Consider the following 23,631-nt stretch of genomic DNA (forward strand, 5'->3'; position numbering starts at 1 on the left):
GCTGGCAACAAATGACCGTCGAACGTGTGGTCGCTAGGGGGAACCACCATGGATCTCGCTGAGATCTTCCGGGTGCTGCGCAGGCGCTGGCGGGTGCTGCTGCCCGGACTGCTGCTGACCTCGGCTCTGGTGGCCGCCGTCACCGTGCTGGTCCCGGTCGACTACCGGTCGCAGAGCACGGTGGTCCTGCTGAACTCCGAGAAGGCCACCCGGGCGTACGACGGCAACCCCTTCCTGAGCACCCAGACCTCGCTCACCGGCATGGCCGACAGCCTGGCCCGCAGCCTCACCTCCGACGACGCGCTCAGGGAGCTGAAGTCCCGGGGCGCCCGGGGCACGTTCGAGGCGAAGCTCGCCGACAACGCCCAGGGGCCGCTGATGTGGCTCACCGTCACCGGCACCGACCCGGACACGGTGCTCGCCTCGGACAAGATCCTGACCGCGTACGCCAAGGAACGCCTCGACGAGTTCCAGCGGCGGCAGTCGGTCGACCCCCGGGCCATGATCCGGATGACCACGATCGTGCCGCCGCAGAAGCCGGTGGCGCAGTCCAAGGCCCGCCTCCAGTACATGATCATGGCCGGGTTGCTGGGGCTGGTCCTCACCCTGGTCGCCGTCTTCTACGTGGAGGCCCGCAAGCGGCCGCGGGCACCGGAACCGGCGGCGCCCGGCCCCGCCCCGGCGGAGCGGGAGACGGCGGCGCCGGACCCCGCTCCGGCCGCGGACGAGACGCTCGCCATCCGCCGGCCGCCGAGCTGGTCGCGGACCGCCGGGGACGACGGCACGGACACCGCGCGGACCGGGGCGGCCCGGCCGGTGGCGACGGTGCCGTCCGCAGCGCAGCCACGCGACGAGGAGTCGGGTCATGGACACCGCCCGCGCTCCGGACAGTGAACCGGGCGAGGCCGGCGAGGCCCCCGCTTCCGGCTCCTTCGGCCGCAAGGTCCGGTCGGCGGCCCGCTGGAGCCTGATCAACACCGTCGTGCTGCGCCTGGGCAACTTCGCCACCGGCATCGTCCTGGCCCGCTTCGCCCTGGGCCCCGCGGAGTGGGGGGTCTACGGCCTGGCCCAGACCGTGCTGCTGGTCCTGCTCTCCGCCAACGAGCTGGGCGTGGGCCTGGCCATCGTGCGCTGGGAGGGGGACCCCCGGCGGTTCGCGCCGACCGTGCTCACCCTGAGCACCCTCTCCAGCGGCCTGCTGTACGTGGCGCTGTTCGCGGCGGCACCGGCGGTGGGCGGTCTGCTGGGCTCGCCGGACGCCGCCGGGGTGCTGCGGGTGATGTGCCTGTGCGTGGTGATCGACGGGATCGCGCAGGTCCCGGCGGGCTTCCTGACCCGGGAGTTCGCCCAGGGCAAGCGCATGGTCATCGACACGCTGAACTTCGTGGTGAGCACCGCGGTGACGCTGCTGCTGGCCTTCGCCGACCGGGGCGCGATGAGCTTCGCCTGCGGGGCGGTGGCGGGGAACCTGGTGTCGCTGATCGGCTGCCGGCTGGCCGCGCCCGGCACGCTGAGGTTCGGCTGGGACCCGGGGCAGGCCCGCGCGCTGCTGCGGTTCGGGCTGCCGCTGGCCGGGGCGAGCATGCTGGCCCTGGCGGTGGTCAACGTCGACACCATGGTGCTGGGCGCCGCGCTGGGCAATGTCGCCCTCGGCTTCTACGTGCTCGCCTTCAACATCTCCGGCTGGCCGGTGCGGATCATCTCCGAGGCCGCCCGCCGGGTCTCCTTCGCCGGGTTCTCCCGGCTGGCCGGTTCCCCGGCCGCGCTCGCCCAGGGGTTCAGCCGCGCCCTGGGCGTGCTGATCACCGGCACGGTCCCGCTGTGCGTGCTGCTGGCGGGGCTCGCCGAGCCGGTGATCCGGCTGGTCTACGGCAGCCAGTGGACGCCCGCCGCCGGGGCGCTGCCCTGGCTGATGGTCCTCGGGCTGATCCGCATCGGCAGCGAACTGGCCTACGACTGCCTGGTCGCCATGGGGCAGCGCCGGTCCCTCTTCCTGGTGCAGGGCCTGTGGCTGGTGGCCCTGGTCCCGGTGCTGCTGGTCGCCGCCCGGCTCAACGGCGTCGTCGGGGTCTCCCAGGGCCATGTGCTGGTCGCCGGGGCGCTGGTGGTGCCCGTCTTCCTGGTCGCCCTGGGCCGTGGCGGGATCGGGCCCGGCCTGATCGCCCGGGCCTGCGCGTGGCCCTTCCTCGGCGGCGCGGTGATGGCCGCGATCGTCCTCGCGCTGCGGCACCCGTTCGGCGACGGACCGCTCGGCCTGCTGGCCGTCTCCGCCGTCGCCCTGACCGGGTACGCGGTGTGCGTCCTGCCCAGCCGGGACTTCCTGCGCGGCACCGGCCCCGGGGACCGGCGCCACCGCGGCCGGCACCGGATGTCCGCCCCGGTCCCACCCGCCCCCCAGGACACGAGGTGAGCCCGATGACCCGGCACACCGGCCGCAACCCGCTGGCCGCGTTACTGCTCACCGCCGTGCTGGCGGTCCTGGCGGCGGCCTGCTCGGAACCGGCGGGGTCCGCGGCGCCGCCCTGCCGGTCCGGCGCGCCGGCCTGCTCCCCGAGCACCACCGCGCCGCCGCCGAGCCCCGAGCCGTCCACCCCGGCCGTCGGCCCGCCGAGCGGCCCGGCCACCTCGCCCGCGCCCGCGTCCCCGGCGACCAGCCGCCCCGGCACCCCGTCCCGCACGCCCTCGGCCGGAGTCGACGGTTGTGCCTCGCCGCGCGCCTGCGGCTTCCCCGACGCCGCCGGCACCGGCCACCGCACCGCCCCCAGGACCCGCAAGTCCGGCCATCTGACCGTCCGTACCGACGGGGCGGTCATCCGGGGCTGGGACCTCGCCGGGTCGCTCGACATCTACGCGGACGACGTCACCGTCATCGACAGCAGGATCACCTCGGACAACTGGTGGGGCGTCAACCTGCGCCCCGGCCACCGCGGCCTGCGCGTCCTGCACTCCACCCTCACCGCCGTCCCCGGCGAGGGCCCGGACAACGGCGGCGTCGACTACGCGGTGTCCAACATGGGGACCAGCCCCGTCGAGGTCGGCTGGTGCGACGTGTCGGTGTTCGGCGACGCCCTCTCCACGGGACAGGGCGACCTGCACGACAACTACGTCCACGACCTCGCCCCCTTCGTCAACCAGGGCGGCGAGTGGCAGCACACCAACGCGGTGATCAGCGGCGGCGGCAACACCGGGCACCTGATCGTCCGGCACAACACCCTGCTCAACCCGACCCGCGTCGACCAGGGGGCGTCCGGCGGCATCGGCCTGTTCCCGGACAGCGGCCCGGTCCGCAACGTCACCGTCGACCGCAACTGGATCGCCGGGGGCGCCTACGCCCTCTACGCCGGCGGCGAGGGCGCCACCGGCATCCGCGTCACGGACAACGTCTTCTCCACCCAGTTCCACCCCGCCTCCGGCGGCTACGGCCCGGTCGCCCACTGGAACGCGGACGGCACCGGCAACGTATGGCGCGGCAACCGGATGTCCGACGGCCGTCCGGTCCGGCCGGAGCCGGCCGCGTGAGCGCCCGCCGGGTGGCGCGCGCGCCCTGGATCCTGCTGAAGGCGCTGTTCGGCTGGCTGGTGCTGTTCGAGGCCAGGAACAAGGTGGTGCTGGCCCCGACCGCGGTGGCGCTGCGCCGGTTCGAGGACGCCGAGACCCGGCGGCTGGCCGCCGCCGGTCCGGTCCCGCCGCCGGCGCTGGTCGCCACGGTGATCGCCACCCACCGGCGCCCCGAGACGCTGCGGGCCGCGGTCCGCTCGGCGCTGGACCAGACCGTCCGCGACCAGGTCGTCATCGTGGTCGACGACGGCGCCGGACTGCCCCCGCTGCCCGCCGACCCGCGGCTGTTCGCCGTCTCCCTGGCGCGGAACACCAAGGTGGCCGGGGTGGTGCGCAACGTGGGCATCCGCCTCACCCGGTCCCGGTACGTGGCCTTCCTGGACGACGACAACCTGTGGGAACCCGACCACCTCGAACGGGCCCTGGCCGTGCTGCGCTCCCCCGGCGGCCCCGACGGCGTCTACACGGCCCTGCGCCGGGTCCTGCCCGACGGCAGCGAACGGGACGTACTCTCGGTCCCCTACGACCGGCGCCGGGCCGCCCGCGAGGCGTTCCTGGACACCAACGCCTTCGTCGCCCGCCGCACCCGCGCGCTGCGCTTCAGCCGCCTGCGCCGGACCCCGGAGGTGCTGCCCCGGGAGGACTGGGAGCTGATCCACCGCTACGCCCGCCGGCACCGGGTGCTGCACCTGCCGCACCCCACCGTCCGCTACCTGGTGAACCCGTCCAGCTTCTACACGCGGTGGCGACCGACCAGGTGAGAACCGATCCGTTTCCCGTCCCCGACCACAGGTGGTTGATCCCATGCCCCACTCCCGCGCCCTGCGGAACAGATTCGTCGACGCGCCCGGCTCCCTGGGCGAACGGCTCCGGCTCGCCCGCTGGGAGCGGTTCCGGCGCTGCTTCCCCGGCATCGAGAACATGAGCGTGGTGGACCTGGGCGGCACCGCCGAGATGTGGCTGCGCGCGCCGGTGCGCGCCAAGCACGTCCACCTGATCAACCTGGAGTCGCACCCGGCCGGCCTGCCCGACTGGATCACCGCGGAGAACGCCGACGTCACCGACCCGGAGGTCGCGGCCGGGCTGAGCGCCGAGGGCGGCTACGACCTGGTCTTCTCCAACTCGACCATCGAGCACGTGGGCGGCCACAGCCAGCGCCGCCGGTTCGTCTCCGCCGTCGAGCGACTGGCGCCGCTGCACTGGGTGCAGACGCCGTACCGGTACTTCCCCGTCGAACCGCACTTCGTGGCGCCCGGGTTCCAGTTCCTGCCGCTGGCCGCGCGGGCGCGTCTGGTGCGGCGCTGGCCGCTGGTGCACAGCCGCCCGGACAGCCCGGAGTCGGCGATGGACGCCGTGGTCAACATCGAGCTGCTGACCCGGGCGGAGCTGCGCTACCTCTTCCCCCGGTCGGTGATCCTCAGCGAGCGGGTGCTCGGCGTGCCCAAGTCCCTCATCGCCGTACGGAACAGGGCGGCCTGAATCCCGGTCAGGGACCCGGCGTCGCCCGCAGGGCGCCGGGCCTGGCCAGCGCGGCGGCGGCCGCCCGGGCGGCCGGGCGGCCCAGCGCGGCCCGCGAGGTCTCCCGCAGCAGCACGGCGGCCCGGAACGCGGCCGTGGCGAGCGGGCCGTGCCGGCGCCGGTACAGCCGGACCCGGTTGAGGGTGAGCAGGGTCCACAGCCGGGGCGAGACCTGGGAGTCGCCGCCCAGGTGGACGGCCTCGGCGGTCGGCTCCAGACGGGTGGCGAAGCCCCTGTCCCGCGCCCGCAGGCAGTACTCGGTCTCCTCCGAGTAGAGGAAGAACGACTCGTCCCACCGGCCGCAGACGGCCAGGCAGTCGGCCGATACGGCCATCAGCGCGCCGGTCGCCCAGTCCGCGCGGGTGGGCTCCCGGTAGGCGGCGGGGTCGGTGACGATCTCGCTGAGCGCCGGGAAGCGGCCGGCCCGGGTGTTGCCGAGGACCGCCTCGCCCAGCGCCCGCAGCACGCCCGGCTCCCGGCGCAGCGAGTGCTGCGGCACCCGGCCGCCCTCCTCGTACAGCAGCGGGACGACGATGCCGACGCCGTCGACGAGGCCGTCGACGAGGCGCTTGGCGCAGCCCTGCCGCATCCGGATGTCGGGGTTGCACACCAGTACGGCCCCGTGGTCGCCGGCCGCGTCCAGGGCGGCGTTGACCCCGGCCGCGTACCCGGCGTTGCGGCCGGTCTCCACCACGACGGCGCCGGGGGCCAGCGTCCGCAGCAGGGCGACGGTGTCGTCGCAGGAGTCGTTGTCGGCGACGACCAGCCGCCAGTCGAGGCCGGCCATGCCCTCGGGCAGCGCGGCGAGGAAGCCGGGGAGCACCGGGGCGCTGTTCCAGGTGACGACGACGACGGTGACGGGGCTCATCGGGACTCCGCGAGTTCGGGTAGCGGGGCTTCGGGGGTCTTGCCGGGTGCGCGGACGGCGGCGGACGCCTCGGCGGCCTCGGCGGCCTCGCGGCGGATGAAGCCGAGGAAGCTGCCGCCCGCGCCCAGCAGCAGGAAGAACATGCCCGCGTACATGGGGAAGCTGAGGGCGTCGAAGGTGGCGCTGATGACCAGGGCGACCAGGGCGGAGGCGAGGAACGCCTGGCCCAGTTCGCGGTCCGACTCGGTGCGGGCGAGCCGGCGGACGGCACCGCCGGTGTGGATCTGGGTGACGATCAGGGCGAGGAAGGCGAGCAGTCCGACGACGCCCATTTCGGCCAGGATCAGCATGTACTCGTTGTCCGTGAAGAAGTACAGGTCGGGGGTGAAGGTCCCGAACCCGCGCCCGAACCAGGGGTGTTCCTTCAGGTAGGGCACGATGGCGCCGTACTTGACGGTGCGGGCCTGGGTGCTGCTGTCGGAGTCGGACAGGAAGCTGGCGAACAGGTTGGTGATGGTGCCGATCAGCCCCGGCACGATCACCTTGAAGCAGGCCACCGCGCCGAGGATCAGGCCGATCGCGGCCCAGCGGCGCTGCGGCTTCCAGCGGGGCACCAGCACCAGGATCGCGATGAACGCGCCGATGATGGAGGTCCGGGACACCGTCAGCGGCAGCGCGCCCGCCATGACCGCCACCGGGCCCCAGCGGCGCACCGCCCCGGCGTGCCGGCGCACCGGGTCGAACGCCTGGTGCACGGCGAAGGGCACCAGCAGGGCCAGCATGCCGCCGAACTCCAGCGGGTGGGCGGTGGTGGAGCGCGGCCGGGTGAAGGAGCCGCGGTCCATGGCGCTGATCCCGGCGCTGCTGGACTGCAGCCCGGGGATGCTGAAGGAGTCGGCGACGTTGGTGGCGGCGAAGAAGTCGTAGTAGCCGATCAGGGCGACGACCGTGCCGAGGACGACGAGCCGCCGCATCAGGGTCTCCAGCCGGTCGCGCTCCTGGATGCCGGCCGAGGCCAGCACCACCAGCGCCACCCACACCAGCAGCCCGATCAGGCCCCGGTCGGCGCCGAGGATCTCCTTGTGCGCGCTGCCCCGGCCGGCCGCGGTGAGGTAGGACAGCAGCACCGCCGCGGCGAGCGCGCACATGACCACGCGCGGCAGTCTGGTGCCCCGCGCGGGCAGGATGCGTCCGCCGAGCCAGGTGGCGAGGTACCACAGCAGGCCGAGCAGGGCGAAGACGTTGGCGGGGGTGCCGACGCCGCCCAGCGCGGGCAGGGTCAGGTTCGACGGGACGAAGACGGCCAGCACCAGGTAGCCGGTGAGCACGGTGGTGGCGTCGAGCCGGCGCACCAGCAGGCCCTTGGGGCGCTCGGGCGGCCGGGCGCGGTGGCGGCGGGGCACGTATCCGGCCAGGGCGCGGCCCCGGCGGCGTACCACGGCGACGCCCTCGGCCAGGATGGACAGCAGGAACGCGGCGACCAGGCCGACGATGACGACGGCGGCGATGCCCTGGTAGCGGCTCTTGGACCGGGAGACCGGTGGCTGCGGCTGCACCACCGGCGCGGACTGGACCGCGTACACCGCGGGCACCTTGGAGGCGTTCTGGAGGGCGGTCAACTGCTCCCCGGCGAACCCGGTGAGGGTGGTGGTCTCCCGGTACACCTTCGCCGCGTCGGTGCCGGTCACGCCGAGGGTGAGCAGCGGGCCGTCGGCGTCGGCCGCGAAGGCGACGGTGTACGGGTCGGTGACGCCCCGGGAGCGCAGTTCCTTCGCCGCCTCGGCCGACTGCAGGGTGCGGATCAGCACGTCGGCGGTGACGACCAGCGGACCGCCCGCGTTCGACAGCGGGTTGCCGAAGGTGGGCGGGAGTTCGGCGGTCGCCGTGGAGTCCAGCAGGGTGACCGAGCTCTGCGACTCGTAGGTCACCGGGACGGTCCGGTACAGGTACAGGCCGGCCAGCAGGCTGAGCAGGGTCAGCGGGACCACGAAGTACCAGCGGCGGCGCATGATGGCCAGCAGGTCGGCGAGGCTCATCGGCTCTCCCCCCGGTCGCGGGCGGCGGGGCCGGGCCGGGGGGCCCGGGTCCGGCGCGAGCCGGGTGATTCGGTGGCGGCGGGCCCCGGCGCCTGCGAGGATCGGTGCCGACGGAAGGATTGCCTGTGTCGCCCCGTGACGTCGCCGAAGCGCTGCTCCGCCGCTGGTACGTACTGCTGCTCGGGCTCCTGCTGACGGCCGCCGGAGCCTATCCGGTGCTGCATCCCGCGCCGCGGTACGTCAGTTCGGCGGTGGTCGTCCTCAAGCCGCCCGCGACCGGCAACCAGCCCAACCAACTGACCAACCTCCAGCCGCCGTTGGCCACCTTCTCGTACGGGGTCGTGCAGCGGCTGCGGTCCCCCGCCGGCCGCGCGGAACTGGCCGCCGCGGGGGTGCGGGGGCCGTACGAGCTGATCCCGCGCAACAGCGGCACCAGCGCCACCCCGCAGTATCTGATCCCCTCGCTCCAGGTGCAGGCGCGCGGGGCCGGGGCCGCCGAGGCCGACGCGGTGGTCCGGCGGATCATCGACGTCTACACCCGGCACGTGGACGGCATCCAGGCGGCCGAGGGCATCGCTCCGCGTACCCGGATCAGCGCCTCGGTGCTGGTCGCGCCGAGCGCCGCCCCGGTGGTGGGCGACCGGACCCGGGGGCTGGCCGGGACGGCGCTGCTGGGCGGGACCGCCTCGGTGCTGGTCGCGCTCTGGTGCGACCGGTGGGCGCGGCGCCGCGCCCAGGGGCGTGGCGGCCGGCCGGAACCGGTCCGCGGGGCCGGCCGGGTTCCGGTGGCGGGCTGAGCCGAACCGGGCGCGCATCAGATCCCGCGCCGCTTCCAGGACTCCCACCACAGCCACTCCCGGCCGCGCTCGGCCACCGCCGACCAGATCAGCGGCTGGAGGTAGGGCATGGCCCTGGGGCCGATCCGCCGGCGCAGCCGCAGCGCGCGGTACTCGGGCAGGCGCCGGTACCCGGGCAGGCAGTGTTCGGCGAAGGCCACGCACTCCTCGACCGGGACGACGGCGGTGCGGCCCCGGTCGTAGGCCCGGTAGGCGCGGCGCAGGGCGAACCGGGCGAGCCGGGTGTGCACCTGCTCGGCGAGGCGGTCGGCGTCCGGCAGCCGGTCGCCGCACTTGGCGAGCACCGAGTCGAAGGCGACCAGCCGCTGGCGCAGGTCGTCGAGCTGCCCGCCGAAGTCGGTGGTGGACATGTTCTGCCCGTGCACCCGGTAGAACGCCTGGTCGGCGCCGCGTACGTAGCCGACGTCGGCGTGCGCGGCCAGCCGCATCCACATCTCGATGTCCCCGGCGTGCGGGAGGGCGGGATCGTAGCCGCCGACCTCGCGCTGGAGGCTGGTGCGGACGACGACCTCCGGTGAGGTGATGCAGCCGGTGCCCTCGCGGAACCGGCGCTCCAGCCACCACCGCCCGGGGTAGACCACCGAACCGGTGGCGCGGGTGCGGGCCTCGGGCAGCGGTCCGCCGTGCCGGAAGCGCAGCGGCCGCCCGTAGGCGAACCCCGCCTCCGGGTGGGCGTCCAGCAGGGCGGCGGCCCGGACCAGGGCGCCGGGCACCAGCCGGTCGTCGGCGGAGAGCAGGGCCACGTAGTCGCCGTCCGCCCACTCCAGGAGGCCCTCGTTGTAGGTGGCGATGTGCCCCTTGTTGGTCTCGTGGACCCGGACCTCGATCCGCGGGTCGGCGGCGGCCAGCTTCCGCGCGACCTCGGCCGAGTCGTCGGGCGAGGCGTCGTCGATGACCAGGACCCGGACGTCGACGCCGTCCTGCTCGTCGAGGACGCTGCTCAGGCAGTCGGCGAGGAAGTGGCCGTACTTGTAGCAGGGGATGACGACACTGACGGTGCTCATCGTGGGTGACCCATCACTTCTTCGGGCGGCGGACGGATGCGGCGGTCAGGGTCCAGCTCCGGGACTCCACCGCCTCGCGGTGTCCGTCCCGGGCCTCGACCGTGATCCGGAACCGGGTGCCGTCCGGCAGCGGCGTGGAGAGGTGGACGGCGGCCCTGCGGCTCGCCCGGTCGTACGAGGTGACGGCCTGGACGCCCAGCTTCTCGGCGGCGGCCCGCTGGGCGCCGGGCAGGATGTCCAGGCTCGCCCGGACGGAGGACACCTCGGCGCCGGCCGGCACGGTGAGCGTCAGCGGGTGCGCGGCGTCGGCGGTGTACGTCACCGTGGACGCGGTCGGCTCCGCGGTGCCCTCCGCGCCGAGTGCGGCGCCCGGGTCGTCGGCGGTGAAGACGGGGCCCACCCAGTAGTTCGCCGAACCGTAGGAGCCGGTGGGGAAGGCGGGGTCGGCGCCGTACTTGTAGCGGCCGTTGGGGTGGGCGGCGGTGTCGGCGGTGGCGGTCAGCGGATAGGACTGGTGGGCGGAGGCGAAGTAGCCGCCGTCCACCGCGTACCGGCCGTTGGGCGCGTGGTAGGAGGCGATGTACGCGGTGCCCGCGGTGACCTTGACCGGGGTGGCGAAGACCAGGGTCTGCCAGCCGGAGGCGGTCTCGTCGACGAAGGTGCCGCCGGCCAGCAGCGTGCCGTCGTCGGACCACAGGCTGCCGGTGTGGGGGCCGGTGTTGCCGGTGCCCTTGTAGAAGGTGACGCCGGTGACCCAGCCGTCGGCCGAGGAGGTGAACCGGGTGCCCAGTTCCACCGAGTTGGTGTCGGCGGTCATGTCGGTGACGGCCGGCTCGGCGGACGGGCCCCACAGCGTGCACGGGCAGGTGACCGGGGGCGGGGTGGAGCTGGTGGTGAACGACCAGGTCACCGGTTCCGGCATGGTGTTGCCCCAGACGTCGGAGGCCCGTACGGAGGCGGTGTAGGTGGTGTGCAGGGACAGTTGGGTGGACGGGGTGAAGGTCACCCGGTCCGCCGCGGTCACCTTCACGGTGCCCGGCACGGTGGTGCCGCCGGGGCCCCGCACGGTGAACGTCAGGCCGTCGGAGTCGACGGCCGCGCTGAGCACAGCGGAGACGGAGGCCGTGATCGGGGTGTCGGTGGCCCCGGAGGTCGGTGAGGTGGAGGTGACGGTGGGCGGGACGGTGCTGGCCGTGGAGGTGTCCAGCACCACGTCGACCCAGTAGTTGCTGCCGTCGGACTGGGTGGAGGGGAAGGTGCTGGCGGAGCTGTACTTGTAGACGCCGTTGCCGCCGTCGGTGCCGGACTTCAGGGCGGTCAGCGGCGCCAGTCCCGCGTCCTTGCCGGTGAAGTACCCGGCGTCGTAGGAGTAGCCGCCCTTGGGGGCGAAGTAGGAGGCCACGTAGGTGGTGTTGGCCTTGACGGTGACCGGGGTGGCGAAGTTCAGCGTCTGCCAGCCGGAGGCCGTCTCGTTGCCGAAGGTGCCGGTGGCCAGCCTGGTGCCGGAGGCGCTCCACAGGCTGCCGGTGTGGGTGCCGGTGTTGGCGGGCGACTTGTAGAACCGCACCCCGGTGATGGAACCGGCCACCGTGGTGCGGAACTTGACGCCCAGCTCGACCGAGCTGCCGTCGCCCGAGTTCAGGGTGCCGGGCACGGACGAGGCCGGCCAGACGGTGCAGGGGCAGGTCTGGGGGCCGACGGTCAGCGCGATGGTGGTGACGGCGCCGATGTTGACGCTGTCGTCGACGGCGCGGACCTTGAGGGAGGCGGTGCCGGGGGCGGTCGGGGTCCAACTGTAGGACCAGGACGCCAGTCCGGTGGCGGCCTTCCAGGTGGTCCCGCCGTCGGTGGAGACCTCCACGCGGGCCACCACGCCGCCGGTGTCGGTGGCGGTGCCCTTGATGGTGACCGGTTTCAGCGCCGGTACGGTGGCTCCGGCGCTCGGCGCGGTCACGGTGACGGCCGGGCCGGTGGTGTCGGTGGAGGCGGTGGCGGCGACGAGGTTGCTCTGCCGGGTCAGCGGCTGGACGCCCATGTCGGCCAGGACGTTGACGGTGGCCTGCTGCATCCGGGCGTCCTCGGTGACCACGGTGTCCTCGGGGTCGTAGGTGGGGATGTTGGTCAGTCCCCAGGACCACTGCACGGTCCCGGTGCCGAACACCAGGGCCCCGGAGTCCTGGTCGCGGAACTCGACCAGGCTGTGGGTGGCGGTGCCGTTGCCGTAGACGTTGCCCCAGTCCATGCGGAGCTTGCCGTCGTCGATGTCGACGGTGGTGGAGGAGACGTCGATCGCCCCGGCGGGCCGGGTGCTGTTGTCGATGTCGCTGTCCCACTCGTAGCCGAGGGTGCCGGTCGGGAAGGTGGCGGTCTGGCTCGCGCTCAGCCCGGCGATGGAGGTGTTGCGCCAGATCCGGTTCCTGCCGTACGAGCCGGGCACGGTGATGGCGTCGGCGCGGTAGCCGTTCACGGTGAACATGGAGCCGGTGAGGATGTTCGGCGGCTGGTACGCCTGCCCGTACTGGGTGCTGGCCGGGTCCATCCAGGTGCCGGTCCAGGTGCCGCTGGGGTCGGCGACGCCGTTGTTCTGGGCCATCTTGGTCATCTTGTAGCAGACCAGGGTGCGGTTGGCGGTGTTGGTGCCGTCGTTGCTGGGGGCCAGCCGGGTCTTCCAGAAGACCTCGTTGCCGCTGAAGAAGCCCTGCCGCACCCCGGCCTTGCGGGCGTTGAGCACGTTGGTGTACTGGCTCTGCGTCCAGTACTCGTCGTGGCCGGAGGAGATGTACACCTTGTGCTTCTTCAGCAGGGTGGCGCCGTTGACCGACACGTCCACGCCGGACAGGTAGCTGACGTCGTAGCCGTTGCGTTCCAGCCAGGACAGCATCATGTACTCGGAGCCGTAGATGCCGTTGTCGCCGCCGATGTCCAGCGGCCGGTTGTAGCTGACCTCGTAGGCCCGGCCGTCCGGCGCGGGTCCGGCACCGCCGTACAGGTCCTGGCCGCCGTAGTCGTTGTACGCCTGCCAGGTCTGGTCGCTGGTCTGCACGACGATGTCGGAGGTGGAGGCGTCGTCGCGGACGACGAACGGGTACGGCATCATGCCGTCGCCGTCGGTCTGCGCGAGGTTGGCGATGTAGAGGCCGGAGACGGCGTCGGCGGGCACGGTCCAGGTCGCGGTCACCGGCCAGTTCCCGCAGTCCACCAGGCCGGTGCTGCTCTTGGGCAGGCAACCGGCGGGCTTCGTCGTGTAGTTGGCCGGGTACGTCACCTCCGCCTGGGCGGCGGTGGACATCCGCCGGGCGCCGTCGCCGCCGTACCAGCCCAGCCGGTAGACCTCCACGTGGTACGGCACCGGCGACTGCACCTTGAACTGGACGGTGTCACCGGCCCGCACGCTCTCCTTGGTGGTGAAGCCCTTGATGTCGCCGTAGGCGTTGGGCGCGAACCAGTCGGTGGTCGGGCTGCCCGGCTTGGAGTTCTCGCAGACGATCGGGTTCGAGCCCGTACCGCAGGGATCGGCCACCGCCTGCGCGGATGCCGCCGGCGGGAGCACCGCCCAGATCAGCGCCGCCACGACGGCCAGGCGGGTGCCCCGGATCCGTCTCGTCCATCTGTTCATGTGTACCTCTCAGCGGTGCTGTGCGGGCCGTGCGGGGTGGGGCGGTGGGGCCGGTCGGCGGCCTTCGGGGGCCTTCAGCGGCCTTGAGTGGTCTTCGGCGGTCTTCAGTGGCCGAGGGCGCGGGCGAGGACGTCCACGACGCGCTGCTGCTGGCCGGGGGTGATCTGCGGGTAGAGCGGCAGGGACAGCATCCGGTCCGCCGCCCGCTCGGCGTGCGGGAAGTCGCCCCGCGCGTACCCGAGGTACCGGTACGCCGGGGTGAGGTGGACCGGGTCGGGGTAGTGCACCCCGGCGCCGATGCCCTCGGCGCCCAGCTTGCCGACGACGGCGTCCCGGTCGGCGCCGGTGACCTGGACGACGTACAGGTGCCAGACGTGGGTGGCGCCCGGCGCGGTGACCGGCAGGACGACCCGGCCGGCCGCGGCGAGGCCGGCGAGGAGCGCGTCGTAGCGGGCGGCGGCGGCGCGGCGGGCCGCGTTGCCCTCCGCGAGCCGGGCCAGTTTGGCGCGCAGGACGACGGCCTGGAGGGTGTCGAGGCGGCTGTTGAATCCGGGCACGTCGTGGCGGTACTTGGCGACGCCGCCGTGGTTGGCGGTGGCGCGGACCAGGCCGGCCAGGTCCTCGTCGTCGGTCAGGACGGCGCCCGCGTCACCGTAGGCGCCCAGGTTCTTGCCCGGGTAGAAGCTGGTCGCCGCGATGCCGCCGCGGCCCGGGGTCCGGCCGTCGCGGGTGGCGCCCTGGCACTGGGCGGCGTCCTCCACGATCCGGACGTGCCCGGGCAGGCGGTCCGCCAGCGCGGCGACGTCGGCCATCTGCCCGTACAGGTGGACGGGGACGACCGCGCGGGTGGCCGGGCCGGCCGCGGCGAGGGCCGCCTCCGGGTCGAGGAGCAGGGTGCCGGGCAGGCAGTCGGCCAGGACCGGGCGGGCGCCGATGCGGGCCACCGCGCCGACGGTGGCGATGAAGGTGTTGGCGGGCACCACGACCTCGTCGCCGGGTCCCACCCCGGCGGCGCGCAGCGCGAGTTCGACGGCGTCGGTGCCGTTGGCGACGCCCACGCAGTGTCCGACCCCGCCGAAGTCGGCGTACTCGCGTTCGAAGAGGCGGACCTCCTCGCCGCCGATGAACGCGGTCCGCGCCAGCACCCGTTCGAATCCGGCCCGTACCTCGTCGGCGACCTCCTCGTGGGCCGCCGCGAGGTCGACCAGCGGAATACGGTTCATCTGACGGGTCCCCCCTGTGCGTACGCGGTGCGGGTGTCGAGTTCGGCGAGCGCCGGGGCGGGCGCGGCGCGCAGCCTGCGGGCCGGGCTGCCCACCCAGACCTCGCCCGGCGGTACGTCGTCGAGCACGCCGCTGCCCATGCCGACCAGCGACCAGTCGCCGACCGTGGTGCCCTCCCTGACCAGCACCCCGGAGGCCAGGTAGACGCCCCGCCCGAGCCGGACGTGCCCGCCGAGGCGGACCCCGGCGGCGAGGGTGGCGAAGTCCCCGATCACGTCGTCGTGGGTGAGCACGGTCCCCGGCATCACCGCCACGTGCGCGCCGACCCGGACCGCGGCGGTCAGCACGCAGTGCGCGAGCAGCACCGAGCCGGGCCCCACGGCCGAGCTGGCGGAGACCGACGCCGCCGGGTGGACGACGGTGGCGTACCGCTCCTCGGGCAGGCCGAGGCGCCGGACCAGGCGGGCGCGGGCCGCGTAGTCGCGGACGTTGCCCACGCAGATCACCACCCGGGCCCGGGGCAGGGCGTGGACGAGGTCGCAGTCGCCGAGGACGGGCACGCCGTCCACCTCGGTGCCGTGCAGGGCGGGGTCGTCGTCGAGGTGTCCGCGCAGGGTGAACCCGCCGGTGGCGAGCGCCGCCTGGGCGGTCTCCCGGGCGAATCCGCCGGCGCCGACGATCAGCAGGTCGGTCATCGGCGGGCCCGTTCGCCGAGTGCCGCCACGACCCGGTCCTGCTGGGCCTCGGTCATGGTGTGGAACAGCGGCAGGATCAGCGAGTCGCGGCTGAGGCGCTCGGTGACCGGCAGGGGCGCGCACGGGTGGTCCGCGTAGGCGGGTTCGAGGTGGGCGGCCATGATGCCGCGCCGGGCGGAGACACCGGCCTCGGCGAGCGCGCCGAGCAGCCCGTCCCGGCCGCCGGGGAAGTCCTCGTCGAGCAGCACCCAGTAGGACTGGAAGTTGCCCTGCCCGTGCGCGGGGTCGCGCACCGGGGTGAGGCCCGGGACCTCGCGCAGCAGCCGGTCGTAGCGGGCGGCGAGTGCGCGGCGGCGGGCGATCATCGCGTCGAGCCGGCCGAGCTGGACCAGGCCGACCGCGGCCTGGATGTCGGTCATCCGGTAGTTGAAGCCGACCTCCAGATAGCTCTCCAGGACGGGCTTGTCGCTGGCGTGGCGTTCGGCGGCCGAGGCGTTCATGCCGTGTTCGCGCAGCCGGCGCAGTCGGGCCGCGGTGCCGGCGTCGTCGGTGGTGACCATGCCGCCCTCGCCGGTGGTGACCAGTTTGCGGGGGTGGAAGGACCAGGCGGCGAGCAGCGCGCCGTGGCCGACGGGCTTGCCGCCGACGGTGGCGCCGATGGCGCAGGCCGCGTCCTCCACCAGGGGCAGGCCCCAGTCGGCGCAAGCGGCGCGCAGCGCGTGCACGTCGGCCGGGACGCCGCCCTGGTGGACGGCGAGGACGGCCCGGGTGCGGGGGGTGCGCACGGCGTCGACGGTCGCCGCGGTCACGTTGCCGGTGGCGAGGTCGACGTCGGCGAAGACGGGCTGGGCGCCCACGTACCGTACGGCGTTGGCGGTGGCGATGAACGACAGCGAGGGCACCACCACCTCGTCGCCGGGCCCGATGCCGAGCACGACCAGGGACAGGTGCAGGGCGGTGGTGCAGGAGCTGACCGCGACGGCGTGCTCGGCGCCCACCCGCTCGGCGAAGGCCCGCTCGAAGGCCGCGACCCTGGGGCCCTGGGCGACCCATCCGGACAGCACGGCGTCGGAGGCGGCGCGTGCCTCCTCCTCGCCGAGCCAGGGGATCATGACCGGGATGCGGTCCGCCGGGCTCACTGGGCGGCCTCCCGCTCCGCGCGCCACCACCGGACCAGGTCGTCCAGGCCGGTGCGCAGGTCGATCCCGGCGGTGAACCCGAGCCGCTCGGCCGCCCGGGAGGTGTCGGCCAGGCGCCGGGTGACGCCGTTGACCGCGCGGGCCGGGCCGTGCTCGGGCTCCAGGCCCCGGGCGCCCATCGCCGCCAGCAGGGCCTCGGCCAGGTCCTTCAGGGAGGTCTCGGTGCCGCTGGCGATGTTGAACACCTCGTCGGTGAGGTCCGCCTCGGCGGCCAGCACATTGGCCCTGGCGATGTCGCGGACGTCGACGAAGTCCATGGTCTGGGTGCCGTCGCCGAGGATCAGCGGCGGCTCGCCCGCCTCGATGCGCTCCATCCAGCGGATGAGGACCTCGGTGTAGAGGCCGTGGATGTCCATCCGGGGGCCGTACACGTTGAAGTAGCGCAGCGCCACGTAGTCCAGGCCGTACATGGCGTGGAAGCTGCGCAGCATGCCCTCGTTGAACGCCTTGGCCGCGCCGTAGAAGGTGTCGTTGTTGTAGGGGTGGTGGCGTTCGGTGGTGGGGAAGGTCTCGGCCATGCCGTAGACGGACGCCGAGGAGGAGGCGACGACCTTGGCGACGCCGGCCTCGGCCGCCGCCTCCAGCACGTTGAAGGTGCCGTCGACCAGGACCTCGTTGGCCAGCCGGGGTTCCTCCGCGCACTGGGTGATGCGGATGGCGGCGAGGTGGAACACCAGGTCGGCGCCCTCGGTGACCTTCCGCACGGTGGCGGTGTCCCGGATGTCGCCCTCGACGACCTCCACCACGCCGCTGGTCAGCGCCTGGGCGAGGTTGGCGCGCCGGCCGCGGACGAAGTTGTCCAGCACCACGATCTCGCGGGCGCCGCCCGCCGCCAGGAGGTCGACCAGGTGCGAGCCGATGGTGCCCGCTCCCCCGGTGACCAGGATCTTCTTGCCTTCTACGGTGCTCAACTGCGGTGCCCTCTCGATGGGTTCGGCGGTGGTGCCCGGGAGACGTGCGGTCAGTGGCCGGCGCGCAGGCCGACGACCGCGCCCTGGAACTGGAGGCTGCGGGAGGCCGCCTCCAGGATGTCCAGCACCCGCAGTCCCGCCCGGCCGTCGGTCAGCGGCGCCCGGCGTTCGCGGACGGCGTCGGCGAACTCCTCGACCATGGAGCGCAGCGCCTCCTTCTCGCCGAGGGCGGGGGCGACCATGTCCCCGGAGCGGTACGACACGAGCATGTCGCGGCGTTCGTCGACACCGATCTCGTGCGGGGAGGCGAGGTCCACGCCCCGGTCGTAGACGGCCACCCGCTGGAGGGGGTTGAGGTCGTCCCAGAGCAGGGTGCGTTTGGCGCCGCCCACCATGGTGGTGCGGACCTTGGTCGGGGAGAGCCAGTTGACGTGGACGTGGGCGATGGCGCCCGTGTTGAGCCGGAGCGTCAGATAGGCGACGCAGGCGTGTCCGGCGCCGATCGGGTCGGCGCCGTGGGCGGCGACGGCGACCGGTTCGACGGTGTCGGGGAGGATGAAGTCCAGGATGGACAGGTCGTGCGGGGCGAGGTCCCACAGGACGTCGATGTCCTTCTGGACGAGTCCGAGGTTGATGCGGACCGAGTCGACGAAGTGGATCTCGCCGAGTTCGCCGGAGCGGACCGCCTCCCGGATGCGGCCCACGGCCGGGGTGTAGCAGTAGGTGTGGTCGCACATCAGGGTCAGGCCGCGCTCCTCGGCCTCGGTGACCAGGCGCATGCCGTCGGCGTAGGTCGCGGCGAGCGGCTTCTCCACCAGGACGTGCTTGCCGGCGCGCAGGGCGGCCAGGGCGATGTCGAGGTGGGTGCCGGCCGGGGTGGCCACGGCGACGGCGTCGACCTCGGGGTCGGCGAGGACGGCCGGGTAGTCCGCGGTGGCCTGGACGGTGGAGTAGCCGCCGAGGACCCGCCGGGCCCGCTCCACGTCGAGGTCGCACAGGTGGCGCAGCCGGAAACGGTCGCTGGCCTGGAAGTTGCGCACGAGGTTGGGGCCCCAGTAGCCGGCGCCGACGACGGCGACCCCCAACGGCTGCTGTGTCACGTCGGTCTTCTTTCCTCGGTCCATCAGTAGGCCCCCGTTCCGCGCACCACCGCGGACCCGGTGCGCGCCAGGATCGACAGGTCCAGGCCCATCGACCAGTTGTCGACGTATCCGAGGTCGAGGCGGACGGCCTCGTCCCAGGGCAGGTCGGAGCGGCCGCTGACCTGCCAGAGCCCGGTCAGGCCGGGTTTGACCAGCAGCCGGCGCCTGAGGTCCGGCGGGTAGCCCTCGACCTCCTCGGGCAGCGGCGGGCGCGGGCCGACGAGCGACATGTGGCCGCGCACCACGTTGAGCAGTTGCGGGAGTTCGTCCAGGGAGCTGCGCCGCAGGAACGCGCCGACCCGGGTGATGCGCGGGTCGCCCTTGACCTTGAACAGCAGGCCGTCGCTGTTCTGGTTGAGGTGGGCCAGTTCCGCGCGCAGTACCTCCGAGTCGGGGCGCATGGTACGGAACTTGAGCATCGTGAAGTGATCGCCGTAGCGGCCCACGCGCTGCTGGCGGAATAGGGCCGGGCCGGGGCTGTCCAGCCGGACGACGAGGGCGACCAGCAGCATGGGCAGCGCCAGCAGCAGCAGGAGCACGGCGGCGCAGCAGCGGTCCAGTGCTTCCTTGGGCAGCCGGGCGGCTCCCGAGAGCCGGGGCGCCTTGATCCGCAGCAGGGGCACGCCGCCCGCGGGCCGGACCGCCAGGCGGGGCGCGGCGATGTCGGCGAGCATGGGGGCCAGCAGGAAGTCGACGCCCTGCGCGGCGGCCGTCCAGGACATGCGGCGCAGCACGGAGGAGTCCAGTCCCTCGCTGGGGAACACCACGACGGTGCCGATGCCGAGGGCCCGGACCACGTCGGTCATGTCGCCGACGCCGCCGAGCACGGGCAGCCCCGCCCTGCGGATCTCCGAGGCGTTCTCCGGGTCGCTCAGGCACACCCCGGTGACCTGGAGTTCCTGGGCGCCGCCGCGTCGCATCACGGCGACCAGTTCCAGGACGGCGCGGGCCGGGCCGACCAGGAGGGCCGAGCTGCGTTCGCGGCCCCGCGCCCAGCGGCGGTGCAACCGGCGGCGCAGGACCCAGCGGGCCGGCAGGGCCAGCCCGGCGAGCGGCAGCGCGCCGAGGGCCATGTCGTGCAGCAGCGCCGGATCGTGGGTGACCAGCCAGTACACGGCACCGGCCAGGGCCGGCAGCGTCAGCGCGCCGCGCAGGACCCGCCGGTACTCCTCGGCGCCCAGGCCCAGGACGCCGCTGTCGTAGGAACGGTGGGCGACCATCATGACGATCCAGGTCGGCGGCAGCACCAGGGCCACCGTCCACCGGCCGTAGGCACCGTGGATCACCCCGGACGCGGTCACGGCCACCAGGCCGTCCGCCACCAGCAGGACCGTCCGGTACTTCCGCTCCCAGGGTCTTCGGCGGGCTTGCGGACGTCTGCGTTCCACTTCCACCGGCTCGTGCGTGACCTCAATGGTCATGGCCCCCACCACACGCGCAGCTCCCCCCGACCGCGAGCATGCGGAACGTCAGTCACACGTCCGCAGCCAGGGCTGGATCGACACCGGTGTGTCTCCTCCACACCCCGGCACCGACGTACGAGACAGCCTTGGCGGTTCCCCAACCGCCGCCTGGCCCTTGCCTGTTGGTACATCCTTGCTCGCGCGCCGGCTTCGAGGGCCGCGCTCCGGCATGCGGTGCGCGGACCGTTCCCCTCCCCCAACTCCGGCCCAGCGGACGTCAATCTAGACTATTGACCGCAGTCGCGGGAACAGTTGGACTAAACACACCTCGCGCGGGTACGGCCGGCCGCATACTGCCGAGGTGACGAGCATTGTGATCCCGGCGCACAACGAGGCGCGGGTGATCGGCCGGCTCCTCGAAGCGCTGCTGGCCGACTCCGGCGAGGACGACACCGACATCGTGGTGGTGTGCAACGGCTGCACCGACGACACCGCGAGGATCGCCGCCGGGTACGGCCCGCGGGTACGGGTCGTGGAGATCCCCGTGCCCTCCAAGCACGCCGCCCTGCGCGCGGGCGACGACCACGCGCTCGGCTTCCCCCGGCTCTACGTGGACGCCGACGTGGTGCTCACCTCCGCCGGGGTGCGGGCGCTGACCGGGCCGCTGACCGACGACACCTCCGGCGTCCTCGCCACCGCTCCCGCCCGGCGCGTCCCGCTGCGCGGCTGCGCCTGGCCGGTACGGGCCTACTACCGGGTGTGGCAGCGCCTGCCGGCCGTCCGCGAGGGCCTGTTCGGGCGGGGTGTCATCGCCGTCTCCAAAGAGGGCCACGCCCGGATCGCCGCGCTGCCGCCGCTGATGGCGGACGACCTGGCCGCGTCCCTGGCGTTCACGCCCCGGGAGCGGCGCGTGGTCGACGCGGCCGAGGTGGTGGTCCGGCCGCCGCGCACCTGGCGGGACCTGATGAGGCGGCGGGTCCGGGCCGCGGTCTCCACCACCCAGCTCGAACAGCGGCAGGGCCCGGGGAGCCCCTCGGCACGCACCGGTGTGGCCGACCTCACCGCCCTGCTGCGCCGGGAACCGGAGCTGCTGCCCTGCGTGGCCGTGTTCCTCGCGGCGGCGCTCCTGGCCCGCCGCAGGGCCGCGAAGGCCGTCCGGGAGCAGGACTTCGGCACCTGGCTGCGGGACGACAGCAGCCGGCAGGACTGAGCGCACCGCACGGGGGGTTTTCCGTCCATGTACCTCACCGACCGCTCCGCCCCGCCGGAGGCGGACACCGGACCGGGCCGAAGACGCGGCCGGCGGGCCCGGGTCGCCCCGGTCGTACTCGTCCTCGGCACGGTCAGCCTGATCACCGACGTCTCCTCGGAGATGGTCACCGCCGTGCTGCCGCTCTACCTCGTCACCACGCTCGGCTTCAGCCCGGTGGCGTTCGGCGCCCTCGACGGCGTCTACAACGGCGTCAGCGCGCTCGTCCAGCTCCTGGGCGGCCATCTCGCCGACCGGGTCCGCGACCACAAACTGCTGGCGGGGCTCGGGTACGGGCTGTCCGCCCTGTGCAAGCCGCTGCTGATGCTGGCCGGTTCGGCCGCCGCGCTCGGCACCGTCCTGGCGCTGGAGCGGACCGGCAAGGGCCTGCGCACCGCCCCGCGCGACGCGATGATCTCCCTGTCCACGCCGGTCGCCCACCAGGGCCGCGCCTTCGGTGTGCACCGGGCGATGGACACCACCGGCGCACTGCTCGGGCCGCTGGCCGCGTTCCTCATCCTGCGCGCGGCGGCCGACGGCTACGACGCGGTGTTCGGCGTCAGCGCCTGCGTCGCCACGCTCGGCGTGCTCGTCCTGGTGCTGTTCGTGCCCGGCCGGCGCCGGCGGCCGGAGCCGCCCGGGGCCGGCACCGCCCCGAGCACCGCCCGCCCGCCGGTACGGCTGCGCGAGGCGCTGGCGCTGCTGAGACTGCCCCGCCTGCGGGCGATCGCCTGCTGCGCCGCGCTGCTCGGGCTGACCACCGTCAGCGACGCGTTCGTATATCTGCTGCTGCAACGCCGGGCGGGCATCGGCGAGGAGTGGTTCCCGCTGCTGCCGCTGGGCACCGCCGCGGTGTTCCTGCTGCTGGCCGTTCCGCTGGGCGCGCTGGCCGACCGGATCGGCCGGCACGTCGTCTTCCTCGCCGGGCACCTGGGCCTGCTCACCGCCTACGCCCTGCTGCTGTGGGCCCCGGCCACCCCCCTGCTCGTGCCACTCGTGCTCGGTCTGCACGGCGTCTTCTACGCCGCCACCGACGGGGTGCTTCCGGCCGCGCTGGCCGGGATCGTGCCCGAGCACCTGCGCGCCAGCGGCCTGGCGATCGTGGGCACCGGCCAGGCCCTGGCCCGGTTCGGCTGCTCGCTGGGGTTCGGCGCCGCCTGGACGATGTGGGGGGACGGCCCCGCGCTGACCGCCGCCGCGATCGGCCTGCTGTGCTGCGCGACCGTCGCCGCCCTGGTGCTGCGCCCCGCCCGCCCCACCCGATGACCACCACCCGACCAGCAGCGAGGACCCCGATGACATCGCTACGCCGCCGCCTGTTCGTCCTCGTCGCGGCGGTCCTGGTGCTCGCGGGCGCGGCGACCGGCATGGTGCTGCGCGCCGCCGACCGCGCGGACCGCGCCGACCGCCCGCGAGCGGGCGACCCCGCCGTGAGCGGAGGGCCGGTGACCCTCGGGCAGCGGGACCGGCTGGCGTTCGTCAACGGCACCCCCGGCCCGCACCGCACGGCCGTCACCACGGTGCCCGCCGCCGACCCGGAGGGCGCCCGCACCGCGTCCGGCCTGAAGTGCGCGCGGTTCTACGCGGCGGCCGGCACCGGCGTCTGCCTGCGCTCCGACCCCGGTGTGCTCAAGCAGCGCAACCGCGCCCTGCTGCTCGACTCGCGCCTGCGCGTCCAGCGCACCTTCGCCCTCGCGGGCACGCCGAGCCGGGCCCGGGTCTCGCCCAGCGGCCGCTTCGCCGCCTGGACCGTGTTCGTCTCCGGCGAGTCCTACGCCTCGACGTTCTTCTCCACCCGGACCTCGATCCTCGACACCCGCACCATGCGGCTCGTACCGAGCCTGGAGGAATTCGCCATCACCCTGGACGGCGAGCCGTACCGCGCCGCCGACGTCAACTTCTGGGGCGTCACCTTCGCCACCGACGACGACACCTTCTACGCCACCCTCAACACCGCCGGCAAGACCTATCTGGTGCGCGGTTCGGTCTCCGGCCGCTCGGTCACCACCCTCACCGAGAACGTGGAGTGCCCCTCGCTCTCCCCCGACGGCACCCGGGTCGCCTTCAAGAAGCGGGTGCTGTCCCGGACCGACCTGTGGCGCGAGTACGTCCTCGATCTGCGCACCCTGCGCCGGACCCCGCTCGCCGAGCGCCGCAGCGTCGACGACCAGGCCACCTGGCTGGACGACGACACCCTCGCCTACGCCCTGCCCGCCGACGGCGCGGTCGGCCGCAGCGACCTGTGGACCGTACCGGCGGACGGCACCGGCGCCCCCCGGCTGCTGCTCGCCGGGGCGTCCTCCCCGGCGCCGCTGTGAGCCGTCCGCGCGGGTTCTCCCGCGGCGCTGTCGC

At 74.0% G+C, this 23,631-nt stretch carries 19 protein-coding genes; 9 read left to right on the forward strand and 10 right to left on the reverse strand.

The annotated features are described in order from the left end of the window. Nucleotides 1–48 precede the first annotated feature (48 nt). From IE316_RS08270 to IE316_RS08290, 5 genes are read left to right on the forward strand one after another with little or no spacing between them, the layout of a single operon-like run. A complete protein-coding gene (locus IE316_RS08270) occupies nucleotides 49–894 on the forward strand; it encodes a chain length determinant protein (RefSeq protein ID WP_190203496.1) in 846 nt (281 codons plus the stop codon). After that, nucleotides 866–2,410 (forward strand): oligosaccharide flippase family protein, encoded by a 1,545-nt coding sequence (locus IE316_RS08275; protein ID WP_190203497.1) that lies wholly within the window; start codon nucleotides 866–868, stop codon nucleotides 2,408–2,410. The genes IE316_RS08270 and IE316_RS08275 overlap by 29 nt, the downstream gene beginning before the upstream one ends. A gap of 5 nt (nucleotides 2,411–2,415) precedes the next feature. Then, complete coding sequence (locus IE316_RS08280) at nucleotides 2,416–3,519, forward strand: hypothetical protein (protein WP_229910272.1); 1,104 nt, start codon at nucleotides 2,416–2,418, stop codon at nucleotides 3,517–3,519. Continuing rightward, a complete protein-coding gene (locus tag IE316_RS08285) occupies nucleotides 3,516–4,319 on the forward strand; it encodes a glycosyltransferase family 2 protein (protein WP_229910273.1) in 804 nt (267 codons plus the stop codon). The genes IE316_RS08280 and IE316_RS08285 overlap by 4 nt, the downstream gene beginning before the upstream one ends. A gap of 43 nt (nucleotides 4,320–4,362) precedes the next feature. Further along, nucleotides 4,363–5,037, forward strand: coding sequence for a class I SAM-dependent methyltransferase (locus IE316_RS08290; RefSeq protein ID WP_190203500.1), 675 nt, complete (start codon nucleotides 4,363–4,365; stop codon nucleotides 5,035–5,037). A gap of 7 nt (nucleotides 5,038–5,044) precedes the next feature. Here IE316_RS08290 and IE316_RS08295 read toward each other — a convergent pair whose 3' ends face one another. Both IE316_RS08295 and IE316_RS08300 read right to left on the reverse strand, forming a co-directional pair. After that, complete coding sequence (locus IE316_RS08295) at nucleotides 5,045–5,944, reverse strand: glycosyltransferase family 2 protein (RefSeq protein ID WP_190203501.1); 900 nt, start codon at nucleotides 5,942–5,944, stop codon at nucleotides 5,045–5,047. Continuing rightward, nucleotides 5,941–7,980 (reverse strand): O-antigen ligase family protein, encoded by a 2,040-nt coding sequence (locus IE316_RS08300; protein ID WP_190203502.1) that lies wholly within the window; start codon nucleotides 7,978–7,980, stop codon nucleotides 5,941–5,943. The genes IE316_RS08295 and IE316_RS08300 overlap by 4 nt, the downstream gene beginning before the upstream one ends. Before the next feature lie 125 nt (nucleotides 7,981–8,105). Between IE316_RS08300 and IE316_RS08305 the strand changes: the two genes are divergently transcribed. Further along, nucleotides 8,106–8,777 (forward strand): hypothetical protein, encoded by a 672-nt coding sequence (locus IE316_RS08305; protein WP_190203503.1) that lies wholly within the window; start codon nucleotides 8,106–8,108, stop codon nucleotides 8,775–8,777. Nucleotides 8,778–8,794: 17 nt separating this feature from the next. On the opposite strand, the gene IE316_RS08310 is transcribed toward IE316_RS08305, so the two are convergent. From IE316_RS08310 to IE316_RS08345, 8 genes are all read right to left on the reverse strand, one after another. After that, nucleotides 8,795–9,841 (reverse strand): glycosyltransferase family 2 protein, encoded by a 1,047-nt coding sequence (locus tag IE316_RS08310; protein ID WP_190203504.1) that lies wholly within the window; start codon nucleotides 9,839–9,841, stop codon nucleotides 8,795–8,797. A 13-nt stretch (nucleotides 9,842–9,854) separates the two neighbouring features. After that, nucleotides 9,855–13,457, reverse strand: a complete 3,603-nt coding sequence (locus IE316_RS35915; RefSeq protein ID WP_190203505.1) for a DUF4082 domain-containing protein — start codon at nucleotides 13,455–13,457, stop codon at nucleotides 9,855–9,857. Between the two features lie 104 nt (nucleotides 13,458–13,561). Then, nucleotides 13,562–14,680 (reverse strand): DegT/DnrJ/EryC1/StrS family aminotransferase, encoded by a 1,119-nt coding sequence (locus IE316_RS08320; protein WP_190203506.1) that lies wholly within the window; start codon nucleotides 14,678–14,680, stop codon nucleotides 13,562–13,564. Next, a complete protein-coding gene (locus tag IE316_RS08325; protein ID WP_190203507.1) occupies nucleotides 14,677–15,375 on the reverse strand; it encodes a NeuD/PglB/VioB family sugar acetyltransferase in 699 nt (232 codons plus the stop codon). Before IE316_RS08325 ends, IE316_RS08320 begins: the two co-directional genes overlap by 4 nt. After that, the gene (locus IE316_RS08330) at nucleotides 15,372–16,514 is read right to left on the reverse strand and encodes a DegT/DnrJ/EryC1/StrS family aminotransferase (protein ID WP_229910274.1); all 1,143 of its coding nucleotides are present in this window, start codon (nucleotides 16,512–16,514) and stop codon (nucleotides 15,372–15,374) included. Before IE316_RS08330 ends, IE316_RS08325 begins: the two co-directional genes overlap by 4 nt. After that, entirely contained in the window at nucleotides 16,511–17,485 is a 975-nt protein-coding gene (locus tag IE316_RS08335; protein WP_190203508.1) for an NAD-dependent epimerase/dehydratase family protein, read from the reverse strand. Before IE316_RS08335 ends, IE316_RS08330 begins: the two co-directional genes overlap by 4 nt. A 50-nt stretch (nucleotides 17,486–17,535) precedes the next feature. Further along, a complete protein-coding gene (locus IE316_RS08340; RefSeq protein WP_229910275.1) occupies nucleotides 17,536–18,585 on the reverse strand; it encodes a Gfo/Idh/MocA family protein in 1,050 nt (349 codons plus the stop codon). Between the two features lie 23 nt (nucleotides 18,586–18,608). Next, on the reverse strand, nucleotides 18,609–20,048 hold the full coding sequence (locus tag IE316_RS08345; protein ID WP_190203510.1) for a sugar transferase: 1,440 nt from the start codon (nucleotides 20,046–20,048) through the stop codon (nucleotides 18,609–18,611). A gap of 343 nt (nucleotides 20,049–20,391) precedes the next feature. On the opposite strand from IE316_RS08345, the gene IE316_RS08350 reads away from it, so the two are divergent. The 3 genes from IE316_RS08350 to IE316_RS08360 are packed head-to-tail and all read left to right on the forward strand — an operon-like array spanning nucleotide 20,392 to nucleotide 23,597. Beyond that, on the forward strand, nucleotides 20,392–21,240 hold the full coding sequence (locus IE316_RS08350) for a glycosyltransferase family 2 protein (protein WP_190203511.1): 849 nt from the start codon (nucleotides 20,392–20,394) through the stop codon (nucleotides 21,238–21,240). Between the two features lie 27 nt (nucleotides 21,241–21,267). Next, on the forward strand, nucleotides 21,268–22,545 hold the full coding sequence (locus IE316_RS08355) for an MFS transporter (protein WP_190203512.1): 1,278 nt from the start codon (nucleotides 21,268–21,270) through the stop codon (nucleotides 22,543–22,545). Between the two features lie 29 nt (nucleotides 22,546–22,574). Next, a complete protein-coding gene (locus IE316_RS08360; protein WP_190203513.1) occupies nucleotides 22,575–23,597 on the forward strand; it encodes a TolB family protein in 1,023 nt (340 codons plus the stop codon). Nucleotides 23,598–23,631 lie beyond the last annotated feature (34 nt).

The sequence above is a fragment of the Streptomyces fumanus genome (assembly GCF_014655295.1).
GTDB lineage: Bacteria > Actinomycetota > Actinomycetes > Streptomycetales > Streptomycetaceae > Streptomyces > Streptomyces fumanus.

Coding starts and splice junctions, on each gene's coding strand:
- IE316_RS08270 (WP_190203496.1), top strand. CDS start 49: ATGGATCTCGCTGAGATCTTCCGGGTGCTGCGCAGGCGCTGGCGGGTG.
- IE316_RS08300 (WP_190203502.1), bottom strand. CDS start 7,980: ATGAGCCTCGCCGACCTGCTGGCCATCATGCGCCGCCGCTGGTACTTC.
- IE316_RS08275 (WP_190203497.1), top strand. CDS start 866: ATGGACACCGCCCGCGCTCCGGACAGTGAACCGGGCGAGGCCGGCGAG.
- IE316_RS35915 (WP_190203505.1), bottom strand. CDS start 13,457: ATGAACAGATGGACGAGACGGATCCGGGGCACCCGCCTGGCCGTCGTG.
- IE316_RS08290 (WP_190203500.1), top strand. CDS start 4,363: ATGCCCCACTCCCGCGCCCTGCGGAACAGATTCGTCGACGCGCCCGGC.
- IE316_RS08325 (WP_190203507.1), bottom strand. CDS start 15,375: ATGACCGACCTGCTGATCGTCGGCGCCGGCGGATTCGCCCGGGAGACC.
- IE316_RS08280 (WP_229910272.1), top strand. CDS start 2,416: ATGACCCGGCACACCGGCCGCAACCCGCTGGCCGCGTTACTGCTCACC.
- IE316_RS08295 (WP_190203501.1), bottom strand. CDS start 5,944: ATGAGCCCCGTCACCGTCGTCGTCGTCACCTGGAACAGCGCCCCGGTG.
- IE316_RS08320 (WP_190203506.1), bottom strand. CDS start 14,680: ATGAACCGTATTCCGCTGGTCGACCTCGCGGCGGCCCACGAGGAGGTC.
- IE316_RS08355 (WP_190203512.1), top strand. CDS start 21,268: ATGTACCTCACCGACCGCTCCGCCCCGCCGGAGGCGGACACCGGACCG.
- IE316_RS08345 (WP_190203510.1), bottom strand. CDS start 20,048: ATGACCATTGAGGTCACGCACGAGCCGGTGGAAGTGGAACGCAGACGT.
- IE316_RS08310 (WP_190203504.1), bottom strand. CDS start 9,841: ATGAGCACCGTCAGTGTCGTCATCCCCTGCTACAAGTACGGCCACTTC.
- IE316_RS08360 (WP_190203513.1), top strand. CDS start 22,575: ATGACATCGCTACGCCGCCGCCTGTTCGTCCTCGTCGCGGCGGTCCTG.